At 26.2% G+C, this 17777-nt stretch carries 18 protein-coding genes; all 18 read left to right on the top strand.

The genetic code is table 11. The features are described 5' to 3' along the window. Nucleotides 1-220: 220 nt before the first annotated feature. The 18 genes from I2A75_RS12185 to I2A75_RS12100 all read left to right on the top strand — a co-directional run bounded on the left by I2A75_RS12185 (nt 221) and on the right by I2A75_RS12100 (nt 17627). Nucleotides 221-496, top strand: coding sequence for a flagellar biosynthesis anti-sigma factor FlgM (locus I2A75_RS12185; protein ID WP_195264821.1), 276 nt, complete (start codon nt 221-223; stop codon nt 494-496). A gap of 1 nt (nt 497) precedes the next feature. Beyond that, entirely contained in the window at nt 498-908 is a 411-nt protein-coding gene (locus tag I2A75_RS12180) for a flagellar protein FlgN (RefSeq protein ID WP_195264819.1), read from the top strand. A gap of 21 nt (nt 909-929) precedes the next feature. Then, complete coding sequence (flgK, locus tag I2A75_RS12175; RefSeq protein ID WP_195264817.1) at nt 930-2765, top strand: flagellar hook-associated protein FlgK; 1836 nt, start codon at nt 930-932, stop codon at nt 2763-2765. A gap of 13 nt (nt 2766-2778) precedes the next feature. Beyond that, nucleotides 2779-3774 (top strand): flagellar hook-associated protein FlgL, encoded by a 996-nt coding sequence (flgL, locus tag I2A75_RS12170; RefSeq protein ID WP_195264815.1) that lies wholly within the window; start codon nt 2779-2781, stop codon nt 3772-3774. A 13-nt stretch (nt 3775-3787) separates the two neighbouring features. Then, nucleotides 3788-4210, top strand: a complete 423-nt coding sequence (gene fliW, locus I2A75_RS12165) for a flagellar assembly protein FliW (protein WP_195264813.1) — start codon at nt 3788-3790, stop codon at nt 4208-4210. Between the two features lie 16 nt (nt 4211-4226). Then, nucleotides 4227-4445, top strand: a complete 219-nt coding sequence (csrA, locus tag I2A75_RS12160) for a carbon storage regulator CsrA (RefSeq protein ID WP_195264811.1) — start codon at nt 4227-4229, stop codon at nt 4443-4445. Between the two features lie 165 nt (nt 4446-4610). Beyond that, complete coding sequence (locus tag I2A75_RS12155) at nt 4611-4961, top strand: flagellar protein FlaG (RefSeq protein WP_195264809.1); 351 nt, start codon at nt 4611-4613, stop codon at nt 4959-4961. A gap of 14 nt (nt 4962-4975) precedes the next feature. Next, entirely contained in the window at nt 4976-5266 is a 291-nt protein-coding gene (locus I2A75_RS12150) for a hypothetical protein (RefSeq protein ID WP_195264807.1), read from the top strand. Nucleotides 5267-5280: 14 nt separating this feature from the next. Continuing rightward, a complete protein-coding gene (fliS, locus tag I2A75_RS12145; protein ID WP_195264805.1) occupies nt 5281-5664 on the top strand; it encodes a flagellar export chaperone FliS in 384 nt (127 codons plus the stop codon). Between the two features lie 164 nt (nt 5665-5828). After that, nucleotides 5829-7874: a flagellar filament capping protein FliD gene (fliD, locus tag I2A75_RS12140; RefSeq protein ID WP_195264803.1), complete on the top strand. Its 2046-nt coding sequence runs from the start codon at nt 5829-5831 to the stop codon at nt 7872-7874. A gap of 3 nt (nt 7875-7877) precedes the next feature. Next, on the top strand, nt 7878-8207 hold the full coding sequence (locus I2A75_RS12135; RefSeq protein WP_243242158.1) for a flagellar protein FliT: 330 nt from the start codon (nt 7878-7880) through the stop codon (nt 8205-8207). 166 nt (nt 8208-8373) lie between these two features. Then, on the top strand, nt 8374-9189 hold the full coding sequence (locus I2A75_RS12130) for a flagellin (protein WP_195264793.1): 816 nt from the start codon (nt 8374-8376) through the stop codon (nt 9187-9189). 157 nt (nt 9190-9346) lie between these two features. After that, complete coding sequence (locus I2A75_RS12125; RefSeq protein WP_195264792.1) at nt 9347-10162, top strand: flagellin; 816 nt, start codon at nt 9347-9349, stop codon at nt 10160-10162. A 62-nt stretch (nt 10163-10224) separates the two neighbouring features. Then, nucleotides 10225-12441 (top strand): glycosyltransferase family 2 protein, encoded by a 2217-nt coding sequence (locus I2A75_RS12120; protein WP_195264790.1) that lies wholly within the window; start codon nt 10225-10227, stop codon nt 12439-12441. A gap of 30 nt (nt 12442-12471) precedes the next feature. Beyond that, nucleotides 12472-13872, top strand: coding sequence for a TPR domain-containing glycosyltransferase (locus I2A75_RS12115; RefSeq protein ID WP_195264788.1), 1401 nt, complete (start codon nt 12472-12474; stop codon nt 13870-13872). Between the two features lie 79 nt (nt 13873-13951). Further along, on the top strand, nt 13952-15019 hold the full coding sequence (locus tag I2A75_RS12110; RefSeq protein ID WP_195264786.1) for a glycosyltransferase family 2 protein: 1068 nt from the start codon (nt 13952-13954) through the stop codon (nt 15017-15019). Between the two features lie 105 nt (nt 15020-15124). After that, the gene (locus I2A75_RS12105) at nt 15125-16546 is read left to right on the top strand and encodes a hypothetical protein (protein ID WP_195264784.1); all 1422 of its coding nucleotides are present in this window, start codon (nt 15125-15127) and stop codon (nt 16544-16546) included. A gap of 223 nt (nt 16547-16769) precedes the next feature. Then, nucleotides 16770-17627 carry a flagellin gene (locus I2A75_RS12100; protein ID WP_195264782.1) on the top strand — a complete coding sequence of 286 codons (858 nt, stop codon included), beginning with the start codon at nt 16770-16772 and terminating at the stop codon, nt 17625-17627. Nucleotides 17628-17777 lie beyond the last annotated feature (150 nt).

The following is a 17777-nucleotide window of genomic DNA, read 5'->3' as shown; positions in this document are numbered from 1 at the left end:
AACCTATATAATAGACACTTAAAAAGAGTGTATTTATATAGGTTCTATTTTATTTATATCTAGATTAAAGTTAGAGGTAAATATATTAATTTAAGAGAGAAACAGTGAATAATATTAAATGGATATATAAAATATAGATTTAACAATTTTAAATTAACGTCTAAACTTATAATTAATAATTACGATAAATAAATATAAGAAGTATTATTAGGAGGAAATTATGAATATTAAAGGTATAGGTTATGCAAATGGAATTAACTATTATAATAAGGTAACTTCTAATAAAATTGAAAAGTTAGAGAAAAAAGAAACTTATGACAGAATTGAATTATCAGAAGCTGCAAAAATATTAAATGATTATTCAATAGATAATAAAAACTTTGATAATAGAAAAAAAGTTTTAGAAGTTAAAAATAGCATTTACAATGGAACATATACTTATGATTCAAAGCTTATTGCTAAAAGTATGTTAGATGCTATGAGAGGAAAAGAATAGTATGATAAATAGTTTAAGAGATGTACTTTATGATGAAGAAAAAGAGTTAAAAGAATTATTAATTCTATTAGATAAACAATATAAATTAATTATATCCAAAGATATATTTGGAATGGAATCAATAGTAGAAGATATAAAACAAAAAAATAAAGATGTTGCTGAAATTGAAGTAAGAAGAAGAAGGTTATTAGGGAATCAATCCATAAAAGAAATTATATCAAACTATAAAGATGAAGAATTAGAAAATGGGTATAGAAGGATACAAAATCTACTAAATGAAATGATTCTTCAAAAAGATACAAATGACTTATTAATAAAGCAACAGCTAAGCTTTACAAATAAACTTTTAAATTTAATAAATCCTAAAAGGGATATACCAACCTATAACTCTTATGGAAGTATAAAAAGATAGTAGGAAACTGGAGGTGAGGGAATGTCAGGATTATTTTCAACATTTAATATAGCAAAAAGAGGAATGAATGTACAACAAAAAAGTATAGATGTGACATCTCATAATATTGCAAACTCTAATACTGTTGGATACTCAAGGCAAAGAGCAAAAATAGAAACAAGTAGACCTTTTGGAGGAACATCAATGGGTTCATCTGTACAAGCAGGACAGCTTGGTACAGGAGCTCAAATTCAGGCGATAGAAAGAGTTAGAGATAATTTTTTGGATTATCAAGTAAGAAGTGAAAATGCAGTTTTAGGAAAATATGATATAAGAAATAATTTTTTATATGAAGTAGAAAGTGTTTTTAATGAACCATCAGAAACTGGTATTTCAACTTTAATGGGAAAGTTCTTTGATTCATTTCAAGAGTTATCAAAACAGCCAAATAGTTCTAATGCAAGAACTGTAGTAGCTCAGCAAACAGCAGCTTTAACAGACGCATTAAATGCAACATATACAAAGATTGAAGGCTTACAAGCTAATGCTCAAGATATGTTAAAGAGCTCTGTTACAGAAGTAAATAGTGTTTTAGAACAATTAGATAGGGTAAATCAAGAAATAATTAGCGTAACTGTATCTGGAAATACTCCAAATGATTTAATGGATAAAAGAGATTTATTGTTAGATCAATTAAGTAGCAAGTTTGGAATACAAGTAGATAAAAGAGAGTTTAATGGTATAGATTTAAAGCCAACAGAAACAGGTAGCATGAAAGCACCGCTTTTAGTAAATTCAAGTCCAAATGGAGATGTTGCGAGATTTTCATATGTAACAGATGTTGAATTAGATTCAAGTGATTTTTCAGGCAAGACGTATATAGTTACATACTATAAAAATGGTAATATGGATAGCGAATCTAATAAACAAACACTAAAAGTAACTGGTATAACACCAGAACAAGCTAAAGAAATTAAAGATAATAGAATAATATGGGCTGATAATAATGGACAAGCCGCAAGAGGAGATGGATATCCAATAAAAGATGGAGATGTCATCAATTACTCAGAGCTTATGATATTTAAACCGGAAAGTGGTAGTGTTAATGGGTTAGTTTCAGTACAAAAAGATATAGAAGACTACATGGGACAATTAAATAAATTAGCAAAATCAATAGCTTTTTCAGTAAATGCAGTGCATAGTGGAATGGAAGATCCTTTAAGTAATATTGCTGGGGCAGAGAAAGATTTCATACCATTCTTCGTTAATAAAGATATTGCTAAGTATAAAAGTAATGGTATTTTAAGTAATTTAGATGAAACATTAGTAGGAGAATCTGAGATCACGGCTAAGAACATAACTGTTAACAAGGAAATATTAGAAGATGTAATGAAAATAAAAACTAAGACTCATGATGATTTATTCCCATATACTCACGAAAATAACATGGATGGAGATAGTGATGGTTCAAGAGCATTGTCAATAGCGCAATTAAGAGATTCGTTAATTAGAATTCAGGATATAAATGAAACAGTAATATCTAGAAAAGATATATTTGATAAAAATAAGGGTGGTAACTCACTTATAAATAATGGATTGAAAATTGAAAATAGTACATCAGGAATGAAAATGGATTCTTACTTTAAGGATACAATTGATAGGCTAGGTGTTCAAGCACAAGAGGCTCAAAGAATGGTAATAAATCAAGAAGATTTATTATATAGCATAGAAGAAAGTAGAGCTTCAGTTTCAGGGGTATCATTAGATGAAGAAATGGCAAACCTTGTACAGTTCCAACATGCTTATAATGCAAATGCAAAAATAATATCAACAGTTGATGAACTTTTAGATGTAATAATAAATGGACTAAAAAGATAGGGGGAAGAAGTAAATGAGAATTACTAATCAAATGATGAGTAAAAGCTTCTTAAAGGATCTTGGTAGAAATCAAGGTTATATGAAAAAACTAAATGATCAGCTTACTTCAGGAAAGGAAATTAGAAGACCTTCTGACAATCCTTTTAAGGTTGCAAGAAGTATGCAGCTACATAGAGATATAGGAGCTAATACTCAATATAATGAAAATATAAAGGATACTACAAATTGGTTAGATACTACAGATACTGCGCTAGAGCAATTAGGAAACAGTTTTGGGAGATTTAGAGAACTAATGGTTTCAGCTGGGAATGCTGCATATGGAAGTGATGAGAAAAAAGCAATAAAAGATGAAATGAATGAAAAAGTAAATGAAATAGCACAAATATTAAATAGTAGCTTTGATGGTAAATATATTTTTGGTGGTACTAAGGGAAGTACAAAACCTATTGGAACTAATAAAGATATAAGTACCGGAAATAATTCTATTCATCTAAGTGGAAATGATGGAGAAGTTTTAGAACTTGATAATTCAGATGAATCAGTACAAAATCAAATAAGTATGATAAATAAAAAGCTTACTGTAGAAGTTTCACAAGGAGTAACTATGGATTACAATGTATCTGCTACAGATTTATTATTGTTTAAAGATAAAAATGGAGCAGATGTTAATGTTATGGACTTATTAAAAGAAATAACAAACAATATAGATTCAGAAGATTCTAATATAAGTGGTAAAGTAACAAATGAAAATCTAAAAGTTATGGATGAAACTATATCTAATCTTTTAAAGGTAAGAGCAGAGGTTGGAGCAAAGCAAAATAGAATGGAGTCAGCTGGAGATCAAAATGAAGAACAAAACTTCAATTTAAAAGATATATTATCACAAACAGAAGATATAGATTTAGCTGAAAAGAATATAGAAGCTACAGTTGCACAAAGTGTATATATGGCTTCACTTCAAGTAAGTGCAAAAATAATACAACCATCACTTTTAGATTTCCTAAGATAGGAGAAGATATAATATGGAATTAATATCACCAATACATGGAAAGATGATATATGAAGAAAATGAAATAATATATTTTGAAAAAGGAATTCCTGGATTCGATAATTTAAAAAAATATATAATAAAAGAAATTGGAAATGAAAGTCCATTCAATATTTTACAATCAATAGAAGATAAAGAATTAGGTTTTATAATTATTTCTCCGTTTTTTATAAATGATAAGTATGAAATAAGACTAAATGATGAAGTAATAAAAAACTTAAATTTAGAAAATCCAGAAGATGTAATGTTATATTCAATTGTGACATTAAATTCTAAATCAGAAGAAATAACAGCAAATTTAAAAGCACCTTTAGTAGTAAATATAAAAAACAAAAAAGGGGAACAATATATTTTAGACAAAGAAATATATAGCATAAAAGAAAAAGTATTCAAGTAAGAAGGGTGTGTTAAATTTGTTAGTTATAACAAGAAAAAAAGGAGAGTCTATTTTAATAGGTGATGAAATAGAAATATCTATTTCTAAAATAGAAGATGGCAGCGTGAAACTAGCAATAAAAGCACCTAAAGAAATGACTATTTTAAGAAAAGAGCTTTATGAAGAAGTTGAAAATGAAAACAAAGAAGCAACAAAAATGAGTATAGAATTATTAAAAATGCTAGGAAAAAAATAAGAGAAATGAAATAGTGAAAAATGAAAAAACGAAAAGTTATTTGAAATTTCTTTCAAATAATATTAAGAAATTAATGAAATAATTCAGCTTTGCAGAATTATAACAACAATTTTTTCATTCCTTAATTTTTTCATTCTTTCATTATAACAAGGGTGGTGTTTTAAAATGGAAATAAAGGTTGCAAGTCAAGGAGGACAAGTTAACCTAAGTACAGTTAAAAATCCAGAAATTAAGCAAATTGCAGAAAACAAGGATGTAGTAGGAGCTGTAAGTGCTAAAGATAAAAATTATCGAAAAGATGATGTAATAAAGGCAATAGATAAATTAAATGAGTTTTTAAAAGATGAGCATACCTATGCAGAGTATTCAGTCCATGAAAAGCTTGGAGATGTAATGGTAAAAATAATAAATGAAGATACTAAAGAAGTTATTATGGAGTGCCCACCTAAGAAAATACTTGATCTAGTAGCTAAAATGATGGAACTAGTTGGTGTTGCAATAGACAAAAAAGCTTAATAGGGGGAAGTACTATGAATTTCTTACTAAATAAAATAGATACAGATCTTAGAAAAAAGGTTTACGAAAAAACAAAAGATGGTAAGGTTCATAGAAAGTCTAACATAAGTATTAATAAAGATAGTGAAAAGCAAAAGAAAAAGTTTTTCAATGAATATGTAAAAAAAGAAAGAAAGCAAATGGAGCAAAATAAATTTACTGTAGATGCTACAAAGTTAGAAAAGTCCACTATAAGTCTTCATGGTGAAAAAGAAGAAAACTTAAATGCAATAGGTTATGGCACCTTTTTAGATGTTAAAAAGTAGGAGGAAACAATAAAATGTATGGCAATAATGCATTAAATGTGTATAAAAATAATAGCGTAAACTACGCATCAAAAGAACAATTACTATTAATGTTAGTAGATGGAGCTGTAAAATTTGCAAAAATAGCAAGAGAAGCTTTAGTTAGTAAAGACATTAAAAAAAGTCATGAAAATCTAGTTAAAGTTCAAGATATATTTACAGAACTTATGATAAGTTTAGATCAAAATGCAGGTGAGTGGGCAAAGCAAATATATCAAGTATATGAATTTATAAAAACAAGATTATTTGAAATAAACCTAAAAAAAGATGTGAAAATGATGGACGAGCTTATGCCAGTAATAGAAAATGTAAGAGATACATGGCATGAAGCATACGAAATATCTAAAAAATCTAGATAATATATATAATTGATAATGCACAATTGACAATGGACAAATTAGGATATAATTCAGACGGGCTGAATTATTAAAGAAATTTATTCAAAGTAAAATTCCATAGGAGTTTTTTTAATAATTATCAATTGTCCATTATCAATTATTAATTGTAAGTCGGGGGTGTTTAAGTGAGAATAACAGGTTTAGCAACTGGCTTGGATATGGATCAAATTGTTAAAGATTCCATGAAGCCTTATAGAATAAAGATAGATAGAAAAGGTCAAGATAAGGAAATTTTAGAAATAAAGCAAAAGCTTTATAGGGAAGTTATTAAAGATTCAAGAGAACTTTATAATAAATATTTTGATGTAACAAAAAGTGATAGCATATTATTGAGTAAAAACTGGGCAACTACTAGATTTACTTCGTCTAATGAAAATGTATTGACAGTTACTGGAGGTAGTGATGCAAAGCCGGAGAATTATACTATAACTGGTACTACTGCTAAAGCTGCTAAAACAGTTTTATCAACGGGAATAGATAAGGATGATAAAATTAGTATAAATGGTAAGGAATTTATATTAAAAGGAGATACAGAAAAAGATAGAGCTGCAAATTTAAATAAAGAATTAAAGGAATTAGGAATAAATGTATCAGTAAGATATAGTGATTTTGCAGGAAGTGAATCTGGAAATGCTAAGGGATTTATATTTGAATCTACGGTATTAGGAAAAGATAGTACTTTTACTATTGGAGGAACTTTTGATAATAAAGGAACTGTTAATAAAGGTATAAATGCAACAGCAGCAACAATAACTGGAGATAATTTTACAATTAGGGATTTGGAAGCTTCATATGGGAAAATATTTATCAATGGTGAAGAAATATCACTAGATATTAATGATACTCTTACAAATTCAGATATAGAAAAATTATTACAAAGTAAAATAAAAGATAAAAATTTAACGGCAAAAGTAGCTGATGATGGAAAGATAACTTTTAGCAGCACTGTTTTGGGAAGTGATGTTAAAGATCCTGAGATATTTATAAATGGGGAAGGTGGAACATTTGTAAAAGGAATAGATGCTACTGCAACTACTAATACATTAGATATAAACTTGATAAAAGATAAAAAAATATCTGTTAATGGAAATATGATTGATCTAACAGGTAAAAATGATAGTACTGATATATTAAATCACTTAAATAAAGTGTTAAAAGATGAAAACACAAATGTTACTGCTAGTATAAATGTTGATGGTAAAATAGTGTTAACATCCAATAGACTTGGTGCTGATTATGATGTCAATGTAAGTATACTGGATAAATCATTAGGAAATGTAATTGAACCTTCTGCAGGTAGAGATGCGGAAATTGTATTTAAGGATAATAAAGGTGGAGTTTATACTCATAAAGGAAATTCTAATTCAGTTATATTAGATGGAGTAACTTTTAAGTTTTCTGGAGAAATATCATCAGAAGGAATAACTGTTAATGGAAAAACAAATGTAACAGATATTAAGGAAAAGTTAGTTACTTTTATAAATGACTATAATACTTTAATCGAAAAATTAAACACTTTAACTATGCAAAAAAGGAATAGAGATTTCGACCCTCTAACATCAGATCAAAAAAGTGAAATGTCAGAGAGTGAAATTAAGCTATGGAATGAAAAAGTTGAAAAGGGACAACTGAATAGAGATTCAGATTTAACAAGAATTTCAAATAGTTTAAAGCAAGCTATGAGGACTTTTGTTGAAGGATCTGGTTTAAATTTAGAAAAGATAGGGATAAAACCAACAGAAGATTATCAAGGAACTAAAAATGGTACATTCACAATAGATGAAACTAAGTTAACAAAAGCATTAGAAGAAAATACAGAAGAAGTTATGAATTTATTTATAAAAGCAAAACCAACTACAGAAGGTCTTTCAGATAGTAAAAAGTATGCACAAACAGGATTAATGCAAAGAGTCAAAGATATATTATATAAAGAGTCTGTAACTGTTTCTGCTCTATTAATGAATAAAGCTGGACTAGAGGGTTCTTCTACTGCTTATACTAATGAATTAACTAGATCCATTGAAAAATATGAGCAAAAGATGAAAGATATGGAGAAGGATTTTACTAGAAGAGAGCAAGTTTTATATAGTAAATATGCAACTTTAGAGACAATGATGAATAAATATAATTCTCAACAAAGTTATTTAATGCAGCAACTAGGATTGAGTTAAGATATGGTAGATATGATATTAAATGATTATAAGAAGATAACTGAAGATATAATAAGTAATTTAAAAGAAGATTTGCCAATTGATGAACTTATGAATATACGAGAAGAGTTAATACATAAATTATTTGATCAGCAATGTATAAGTAAGAATGAAATAAAAGAATTATATATCTCGAAGGGGTTATTAGAAATTGACAAGAAATTAAGGATTTCTATTGAGGAACAGCAATTAAAAGTAAAAGAAGAAATTAAAAATCTTCATAATATTAAAAATGCTAATAATGCCTATGAAAAAAATAGAAGAATAAATAGTTTTTTTAGTACAAAAATATAAAAAACTTTATAAAAATATATAAAGTTATGTAAATATGTACGATACTTATAATATAAGCTTAAGCAACTTAAACTCTATATAGAGAATTTCTCTACCAAAATGGTAGGATTTCTAAATATAAAATTAAATGACAAGGATGTCAAGTTAAAATCAAGGAGGAATAAAAATGATAATTAATCACAATATGAATGCATTAAATGCACATAGAAATATGGGAATGAACACATCAGCAGCAGGAAAATCAATGGAAAAATTAAGCTCAGGTTTAAGAATAAACAGAGCTGGAGATGATGCTGCAGGACTTGCAATATCAGAAAAAATGAGAGGACAAATCAGAGGATTAGATCAAGCATCAAGAAACTCTCAAGATGGTATCTCATTAATTCAAACAGCAGAAGGTGCTTTAAATGAAACTCACAACATTCTTCAAAGAATGAGAGAACTTTCAGTACAAGGTGCTAATGATACAAATGTAACAGTTGATAGAGCTGCTATAAAAACTGAATTAGATCAATTATCTTCAGAAATAACTAGAATAGCTAAACAAACTCAATTCAACAAACAAGATATATTAGCAGGAGCTGCAACAGTAAATATTCAAGTTGGAGCAAATTCAGGACAAACAATAGCTATTTCACTAAAGACTATGGATGCTGCAGCATTAAAGGTTGTAGGTGGAACTTTAGATGTTACAACTACAGATAAAGCAAATGCACTTACAGATGCTTTAGATACAGCTATAGAAAATGTATCAACTCATAGATCAAGCTTAGGAGCTCTACAAAACAGATTAGAACATACTATAAGCAACTTAAATAATACATCAGAAAACTTAACAGCAGCAGAAAGCAGAGTTAGAGATGTAGATATGGCTAAGGAAATGATGAGTTTCTCAAAAAATAATATTTTACAACAAGCTGCACAAGCTATGCTTGCTCAAGCTAATCAACAACCACAAGGTGTTCTTCAATTATTAAGATAAGCAAGGAACCAATTTTAAGCTTTAGCTAAAATTTTGTGAGTTGCTTACTCCTTCGAAGTAGTGAGAAGGAGTTTCCTTTAATAAAGGAAAGATATTTTATATGATATTAATAATATTATGACAAGGATGTCAAGTTAAAATCAAGGAGGAATAAAAAATGATAATTAATCACAATATGAATGCATTAAATGCACATAGAAACATGGGAATGAACACATCAGCAGCCGGAAAATCAATGGAAAAATTAAGCTCAGGTTTAAGAATAAACAGAGCTGGTGATGATGCTGCAGGACTTGCAATATCAGAAAAAATGAGAGGACAAATCAGAGGATTAGATCAAGCATCAAGAAATTCTCAAGATGGTATCTCATTAATTCAAACAGCAGAAGGTGCTTTAAATGAAACTCATAACATTCTTCAAAGAATGAGAGAACTTTCAATTCAAGGAGCAAATGATACAAATGTATCAGTTGATAGAACAGCTATTGAAACAGAGTTAAATCAATTATCTTCTGAAATAGATAGAATATCAAGCCAAACTCAATTTAATAAACAAAGTATATTAGCTAATACTTCAAAAGTAAATATTCAAGTTGGAGCTAATTCAAATCAAAAGATTACTATTTCATTAAAAACTATGAGTACATCTGGATTAGGAATAACAGCAGCAAGCTTAAAAGTAACTAATACATCTTCAGCTAATACATTAACAAATGTTCTTGATAAGGCTATAGAGAAAGTATCAACTCATAGATCAGATTTAGGAGCTCTACAAAACAGATTAGAGCATACTATAAGTAACTTAAATAATACATCAGAAAACTTAACAGCAGCAGAAAGTAGAGTTAGAGATGTAGATATGGCTAAAGAAATGATGAATTTCTCAAAGAATAATATTTTACAACAAGCTGCACAAGCTATGCTTGCTCAAGCTAATCAACAACCACAAGGTGTTTTACAATTATTAAGATAATAATTATTTTTAGGAGGGGCTTAGGTCCCTCTTTTTAAATTATAATTTAAGGAGTAATATTAATGAAAGAAGCAAATAAGCATATCGAGGAATTAAAAAATAAGTATAGTTATAGGCTTAGTGTATGTATGATAGTCAGGGATGAGGAAAAGTTCCTTGATAATTGTTTAAAAAGCTTAAAGCCATTACTTGATTTAAACTTAGCAGAATTAATAATAGTTGATACAGGTTCAGTTGATAAGACTATTGAAATAGCTAAAAAATATACAAACAAAGTATATTTTAAAGAATGGAATAATAATTTCTCGGAAGCGAGAAATTACAGTATTTCTCTTGCTAAAGGCGATTACATATTTATAATGGATGCAGATCAAGAAATGGAAGAAAATGAGGTTAATAAATTAATACAACTTTTTAGTAGCAATGAATATAAAAATTTTAATACATATTCATTAGTATATAAAAACTTTACAAAAGAAGATTTAAGTGAATATACCTATTTTTCGTTGAATTTAATATTTAAAAATGATGGAACATTCAGATATGAAGGTAAAATACATAATCAGCCAATATATAAAGGACCTGTAAAAAATTTAGAAATATACATGATGCATTATGGATATATAATGACTGAGGATATAAAAGAAAAAAAGTTTAAAAGAACAGCGACACTATTGAAAAGTGAATTGAAAAAAGATCCAAATAATATTTATTATATATATCAACTTAGTAGAAGTTATGAGATGCATGGAGATACTAAGGAAGCAATAATTGAATTAGAAAAATATCTTTTGTTAATTGAATCAGAAAAAATTAATGAAAGTTTAAGAATAAATTATTATCATAATGCCACAATAATATACTTTAATGCAAAGAAATATGATAAGTGTATTTATTATTGTGAAAAAATGAAAGAATTAGACGAAGAATTAATAGATTGCTACTATCTAATGGGAAAATGCTATCTTATTGAAGGTGATCTTGATAGAGCGGTTTATAATTTGAAAATGTATTTAAATTATTTAAATACATTTAAATACGAAAAATATGCGAGCACTAATGGATTAGAAGTATTTTCTTATGGACATAAGTTTAGTGTCATTGGAGATATTTTAAGGCTTAAAATTAAGATAAATCAATTAGAAAATATAGAAGAATACATAAATAAGCTAAATGAAGATAAAGAAACATACATGCTAGTGGTTGGAAAAATATTGAAAGTAAATATTTTGAAAGAAGACATATCTTCTATAAATAATTTAATCGAAAAATTAAAGGAAGAAGATGAAATTATACTACTTAATTATTTACTTTCAAAGATAGTTGTTAGTACAAAAAATATAGATGAGGATTTACTTATAGAAAAATTAAATTTAGATGATGAAGAAAGAAAAATAGTAAAGAAAAAGATTAGTTTCGAAAAAGATAGCAGTTTTAAAAATTTATTAAGTTTCATAGATGAAAACTCAAAATTAAATAAGGCAATTAAAATAGAAAATTGTATTGAATCTTTAATTGACACTTTAAATAATTCATCTATTGATGATATAGTTGGATGTAATTACAGAAATGAGATTATTTATATAATAGGATATTTACTTGAAAAAAGTGATATGATAATCAATTCTTATTTAATTAATAAAGAAAAGCTAATAGCTTTAATGTATAAATATATATTAATAGTTGAAGATATTGAAGATAGTAGTCTAAATGATGCTAGAGAGTTTTCAAACAAAATCAATAACTTCAATAAGTTTATTAAAGAAAAAAATATATTAAAAGCAATTTCTGTTTTAAAAGAAGCAGTTACTATAAAGCCTGAGTTTAGTAATTTGATATCTATAATAAAAGATTCTTTAATATTAGAGGATATAGAAGACAATAATTTGATTACAGAGAGTGATATAAGAAAAATTAAAGAGAATCTAATAACTTTAATAAATAATAATATGATTATAGAGGCAATAGAGGTATTGAATCAATTAGAAGAACTATATAATCTTAAGCAAGATGTTGAGTTACTATCTATTAAGTCAACCTTGAAGTTCTATTCAAATGAAATAAAAGAAGCAGAAGATATCTTAAAAAATGGGTTAAAATATTACTCACAAAGTATAGATTTATTATATAATTTAGCTTATATTTATGAGTCAAATAATAAAAATATATCGGCATTATCTATTTATTATGATATTTTAGATATACAAACTGAAAAGATAAATTTAGAGGAAATCAATACTAATATAATTAGATTGAAAGAAAAAATAGATATTATATAAAAATAGATTAGTTTAATAAGGAAGATAAATATGAAAAAAAATCTAAGTTTAAGTATTTGCATGATTGTTAGAAATGAGGAAAAATATATAGATAGTTGCTTGAAAAGTATGAGCCCATTAATAGAAAATGGTATTGCAGAATTAGTGATTGTTGACACTGGTTCCACAGATAAAACTATAGAGATATGTAGAAAGTACACAGAGAGTATTTATGATTTTGAATGGCAAGACAATTTTTCTATGGCCAGAAATTATAGTATTTCTAAGGCTAAGGGTGAGTATATATTTATTCAAGATGCTGATCAATGCGTAGATACGAATAGTATTAATGATCTTATTAATCTTTTTAAGAGTAAAGAATATAGGAATTATAATACCATATATTTAAAATTAAGAAATTATTTAAATGAAAATTTAAAAGAATATTCAGATTTGAAATTTCCTTTGATATTTAAAAATGATGGAAATTTTAAATATATTGGGGCTATTCATAATCAACCTATTTTTACTGATCCTATAAAATTTACAGATATTCAAATAAACCATTTTGGATATATAATGGATGATACGAAAAGGTTAGCTAAGTTTAATAGGACAGCAACTATATTGAAAAAAGAGTTATCTAAAAATCCTAGCAATTACTATTATATGTTTCAACTGGCTAAGAGTTATAATTCAATAGGAAATTTTGAAGATTCTAAGCATCAAGTTGATAGGTATTTAAAATTAATATCAAAAAAAATTGATGAAGAATCATTAATGTATTATAGGACGGCAGCACAAACTTATTACTTAAATAATGAATTTATAAAAACTATAGATATTTGTAATGATGTTTTGAAAGTATTTCCTTACTTCTTAGATTGTATTTATTTAGAAGGATTATCCCTAAATAAAATAAAAAAATATGATAAGAGTATTGAGTTTTTAAATAACTATTTAAATATTTTAGATAATAAGCTATATATTGATGATATAAGTGTAGAAATGTTTTCTTTATCTTCTAAAGAAAATGCTATTAAAGTGATAGAAGAAAATAAAAAGATAATAGAGTTTAATGATTGGATAATAAAACTAAAGGAAAATTTAAAAGTATTATTAGACTCTAATATTGAAGAAGCAATTAATATTTTAAATGAACTACGAAATATGCCTGAATATAAATATATTACAGATGCAGAATTTTTTACAATAACTTCAGCTATATATTTTCTAAGTAAAGATTATAATAAAGCTTTAGAAGAAGTTAATTATGGGCTTATTATTAACGGAAATAATAGTGATTTAATTTATAATAAAGCTTGTATATTAGAAATGCTTGGAGATAAAGTGGGAGCTATATTTAATTATAAATTATCAAGAAATCAATATGTCGAAGAAGATATATTAGCTGTTATAGATAGAAAAATATTAGAGCTCCAGGCTAAGTAATCATGAAGACATTTGAAACAGGTATTCATTTGGTTTGCCTGTTTTTTTCATATAAAATAAATAATGAAAGGAGTAATTTATGAAAATATCATTAGCTATGATAGTTAAAAATGAAGCGGAAGTTTTGGAGGACTGCCTTGGAAGTGTAAAGAATTTGGTGGATGAAATAATAGTGGTAGATACTGGATCCCAAGATGGCACAATAGAAGTAGCAAGAAAAATGGGAGCTAAAGTATATGAATTTCGATGGTGTAATGATTTTTCAATGGCTAGAAATTTTGCAGCAGAGAAATGTAGTGGCGATTGGATATTAGTATTGGATGCAGACGAAGTAGTTAATATTGGAGAAAAAGAAGATTTAATTGATTTTGCCATTAATAATCCAAGATGCATAGGGAGAATTAAAATTGAGAGTAAATTTATTGATGGCAATGAAATTAGTTCTTCAACTGAATATGTATCTAGATTTTATCCAAAGGGATTGGTGTATAAGGGATGTATTCATGAGCAGTTGGAATCTTTGTATATGCGAAAGAATATTAATTTAGAAGTAATCCATAGTGGGTATTTTAATAAAGATAAATCTAAAAGAAACTTAGATTTGCTTTTTAAGGAATTGGAAAGCGATAGCAATGATAATTATATTTTATATCAAATTGCAAGGACATTACATGTAGCTAAAAGGTATGAAGATGCAGATATGTACTTCGAAAGATGCTATAAAAATATTAAGTTCAATTATTCATATAATAAAAGTTTTATTAATCTATACATAAATAACTTAGTAAATATAAATAAATTTGATATTGGGCTAAGTATTATTGAAAAATATTATAATCAATATTCAAATGATGCAGATTTTAATTTTTCTTGTGGTATATTCTATATGAATTTAATTTTATCTAATGTGATGGAATATGGACAATATTTATACTTAATTGAAGAAAGTTATTTAAAATGTCTAGAGATAGGAAGTACAGCAAATGAGATTGTTAAAGGTGTAGGAAGTTTTAAAGCTGCTTATAATTTAGGTGTGTTTTATGAAACCACTGGGGACTTAGATAAAGCTAAATATTATTATAAAGTATCATATAATGAAGGGTATAAGAATGCAAAAGATAGATTTGAGAAAATAAAAGATAAATAAGAAAGTTGGTAAAGTTTTATAATTAGAAAAATAAATAGACAATATATTTAAGAGCACTATTTATGAAGATTTATTATTACATATTAAACTTTATGAGGTATAAATGTGAATGAAGAATTAAAAGAATTAAAAAATAAAGCAAAAAATAATATAAACATACTAATCAGTAATGGATTATTTTTTGAAGCTAGGAAATATTTAAAAGAGTATAAGGAAATATTTAAAGATGATATTGAGATATATTCAATTGAATCAATTTTATTGATTTTAGAAGGAAAAATGGAAGAGGCTAAAAATATAATAAATGATGGTCTTAAAAAATCATGTATTAACTTTGATTTAATATATAATCTTGGATATTTATATGAAGTAAATAACGAGATAGAGGCAGCCAAAATTATATATAATATAGCTAGAATCGCAAATGAAAATAATGATTATAAAGAAATAGTAAATAGTAAATTGAATGAAATTGGATATAATAGAAAAAAATATGATGTAATATTATTAGGAAATTATGATAGATGTATGCAATTTAATGAATTATTTGATGAATGGAATGTATTAAAGATTATAAATCTTGAAATTTTATATAATAACGAGTATATTTTGAATCTAGAAAATTATAAATACGATTTTATCTTTGTAGTTGAAGATATTGATAAAAATAAAATATTAAAATCTATAAAAAAATATAATAAAAAAAATATTTATTTCTTTGAAGATTATAAACTCTCAGTTATAGAAGGATTAGACTATAAAATTTTGGACATGTTAAGAAGAAATAAAATTAATGGAATAATAACGGGATTATCTTATGCAGAGGTAGGAATAAAAGAAGATATTAATGACAATTTTATTAATTTTTCTTTTTCATCTCAAGATTTATACTATGATTTTAAACTAATAAAGTATTTATTTAATTTTAAACAGGTAAAAGATAACTTGAAGTATGTAATTATAAATATGGGGTATTATTCTTTTGATTACGATATGACTAAAACAAGTGCTAGCAATAGAATTCATAGATATATTAATTATTTTAAAGATTATCATAATAATGATAACATCATCGAGTTAGATATAATTAAGTCTTTTTATGAAAAGCGTATAACGTTTGAAAAATATATAAATATGAATAAAATAAAAGAAAGAACAATATTAACTTTAAATGATACAAGTGGAATTTATGAAGCTCAAAAGAATTCATCTATGAATTATATGGAAACAAGAATTGAAAATGAAAAAATATTAGAACAATATATAGTATTTTTAAAAGAAAATAATATAACTCCTATTATTGCAATATGTCCTACAAGCAAATATTATAGAGAGAATTTCGATATAAATAGAAAAAATATATTTTACAGCATACTAGATAAGCTAAAAGATAAATATAGTTTTCAAGTCATCGATTATTTTGACAGTGATTTATTTGAAGATGATGATTTTTGGGATTATTCTCATTTAAACGGAAAAGGATCAGTAAAGTTTACTGAAGTATTGAAGAAAGAGATTATATGGTAGAATTAACTAATGATAACGAGTTAGATGAGTTATAGAAAATATGGAATACCATGGAAACAAATATGAAGTAAGTAAAATAAGTAAAGATATTTTTATAGGGCTATAATAAAGTTTTAAGGTGATTATAATTTTATATATAGTTAGAAGTATATAAAGGAAATTATAAAAGTAACGATAAATTAAACATAAGTATTTAAATTTGTATAATGTAGGAGATAATATTATGAGATTAAATCAAAATATGCAATCTTTAAATGTATATAGAAACTATAAAAAAAATTTAGTTACCCAATCTATTGCTTTAGATAGAATTAGTACTGGTACTAAGATTAATTCGGCTAAGGACAATCCAAATAAACTTGGAGTTAGTGAAGGGCTTAGAATGCAAATCAGGGGACTTCAAATGGCTGAAAGAAATATTCAAGATGGAGTTTCTATGATGCAATCAGTAGATGGTGCATTAAATACTGTAAGTGAAGCTTTAAATAGAATTAAGGAATTAACTGTACAAGTTGGTGGAATTCAAAATGATGAAGATTTGTCTATAATTCAAGGTGAAATAAATCAACTTAAGGAACATATTGATTATACAGTAAATAATTCTGAATTTAATGGTGTAAAGTTATTGAATTCTGATAAAGTTACTAATAATGATTATCCTAAGTATTTAAATCATGTTGTAGGAGCTAATGCAAAAGAAGAAATAAAAATACCTGTGTTTAATGTAAGAACAGATATGCTTATTGATTCAGAAGGAAATTCATTGAAAAATATAAATATAATTAACACAAATGAATTAGATAAAAATTTAAATATTGTAGATTCAGCAATAGAAACTATGAACTCTGTAAGAAGCAGGTATGGAGCAATTCAAAATAGAATGGATACTTCAGCTCAAAATTTAAATGGAAGCTCATTGAATTTAGAAAATGCTGAAAGTAGAATAAGGGATTCTGATTTAGCATTAGAAATGGCTGAGTATGCTAGAACATCAATACTACATGAAACTTCAATTGCTTTAATGCAACAAACCAATAAATTTCCACAGGATGTGCTAAGAGTATTAGAGAATATGAAATAAAAAAATAGTCATAATACAAATTTAAAATTTTTATTGTAACATATATAATTTGTTTTTAAAGGGGCTCGCGAAATAAACTGATACCTATGTCAAGGACATTATAAAAAAAGGGTTATGCACAAAGAAGATGATTTCTGTATTGAACAGGGG

The organism is Clostridium sp. 1001275B_160808_H3, from assembly GCF_015550425.1.
Classification (GTDB): domain Bacteria; phylum Bacillota; class Clostridia; order Clostridiales; family Clostridiaceae; genus Clostridium.
Note: the sequence above shows the minus strand (reverse complement) of the source record. Positions and strands in the feature narration are given on the sequence as shown.

What these genes read in the sequence shown, in the direction of transcription:
- I2A75_RS12115 (WP_195264788.1), top strand. Translation starts at nt 12,472, where the DNA reads ATGAAAAAAAATCTAAGTTTAAGTATTTGCATGATTGTTAGAAATGAG.
- I2A75_RS12130 (WP_195264793.1), top strand. Translation starts at nt 8,374, where the DNA reads ATGATAATTAATCACAATATGAATGCATTAAATGCACATAGAAATATG.
- I2A75_RS12125 (WP_195264792.1), top strand. Translation starts at nt 9,347, where the DNA reads ATGATAATTAATCACAATATGAATGCATTAAATGCACATAGAAACATG.
- I2A75_RS12180 (WP_195264819.1), top strand. Translation starts at nt 498, where the DNA reads ATGATAAATAGTTTAAGAGATGTACTTTATGATGAAGAAAAAGAGTTA.
- flgL (WP_195264815.1), top strand. Translation starts at nt 2,779, where the DNA reads ATGAGAATTACTAATCAAATGATGAGTAAAAGCTTCTTAAAGGATCTT.
- I2A75_RS12120 (WP_195264790.1), top strand. Translation starts at nt 10,225, where the DNA reads ATGAAAGAAGCAAATAAGCATATCGAGGAATTAAAAAATAAGTATAGT.
- flgK (WP_195264817.1), top strand. Translation starts at nt 930, where the DNA reads ATGTCAGGATTATTTTCAACATTTAATATAGCAAAAAGAGGAATGAAT.
- I2A75_RS12110 (WP_195264786.1), top strand. Translation starts at nt 13,952, where the DNA reads ATGAAAATATCATTAGCTATGATAGTTAAAAATGAAGCGGAAGTTTTG.
- I2A75_RS12100 (WP_195264782.1), top strand. Translation starts at nt 16,770, where the DNA reads ATGAGATTAAATCAAAATATGCAATCTTTAAATGTATATAGAAACTAT.
- fliW (WP_195264813.1), top strand. Translation starts at nt 3,788, where the DNA reads ATGGAATTAATATCACCAATACATGGAAAGATGATATATGAAGAAAAT.
- I2A75_RS12135 (WP_243242158.1), top strand. Translation starts at nt 7,878, where the DNA reads ATGGTAGATATGATATTAAATGATTATAAGAAGATAACTGAAGATATA.
- I2A75_RS12155 (WP_195264809.1), top strand. Translation starts at nt 4,611, where the DNA reads ATGGAAATAAAGGTTGCAAGTCAAGGAGGACAAGTTAACCTAAGTACA.
- fliS (WP_195264805.1), top strand. Translation starts at nt 5,281, where the DNA reads ATGTATGGCAATAATGCATTAAATGTGTATAAAAATAATAGCGTAAAC.
- I2A75_RS12185 (WP_195264821.1), top strand. Translation starts at nt 221, where the DNA reads ATGAATATTAAAGGTATAGGTTATGCAAATGGAATTAACTATTATAAT.
- I2A75_RS12150 (WP_195264807.1), top strand. Translation starts at nt 4,976, where the DNA reads ATGAATTTCTTACTAAATAAAATAGATACAGATCTTAGAAAAAAGGTT.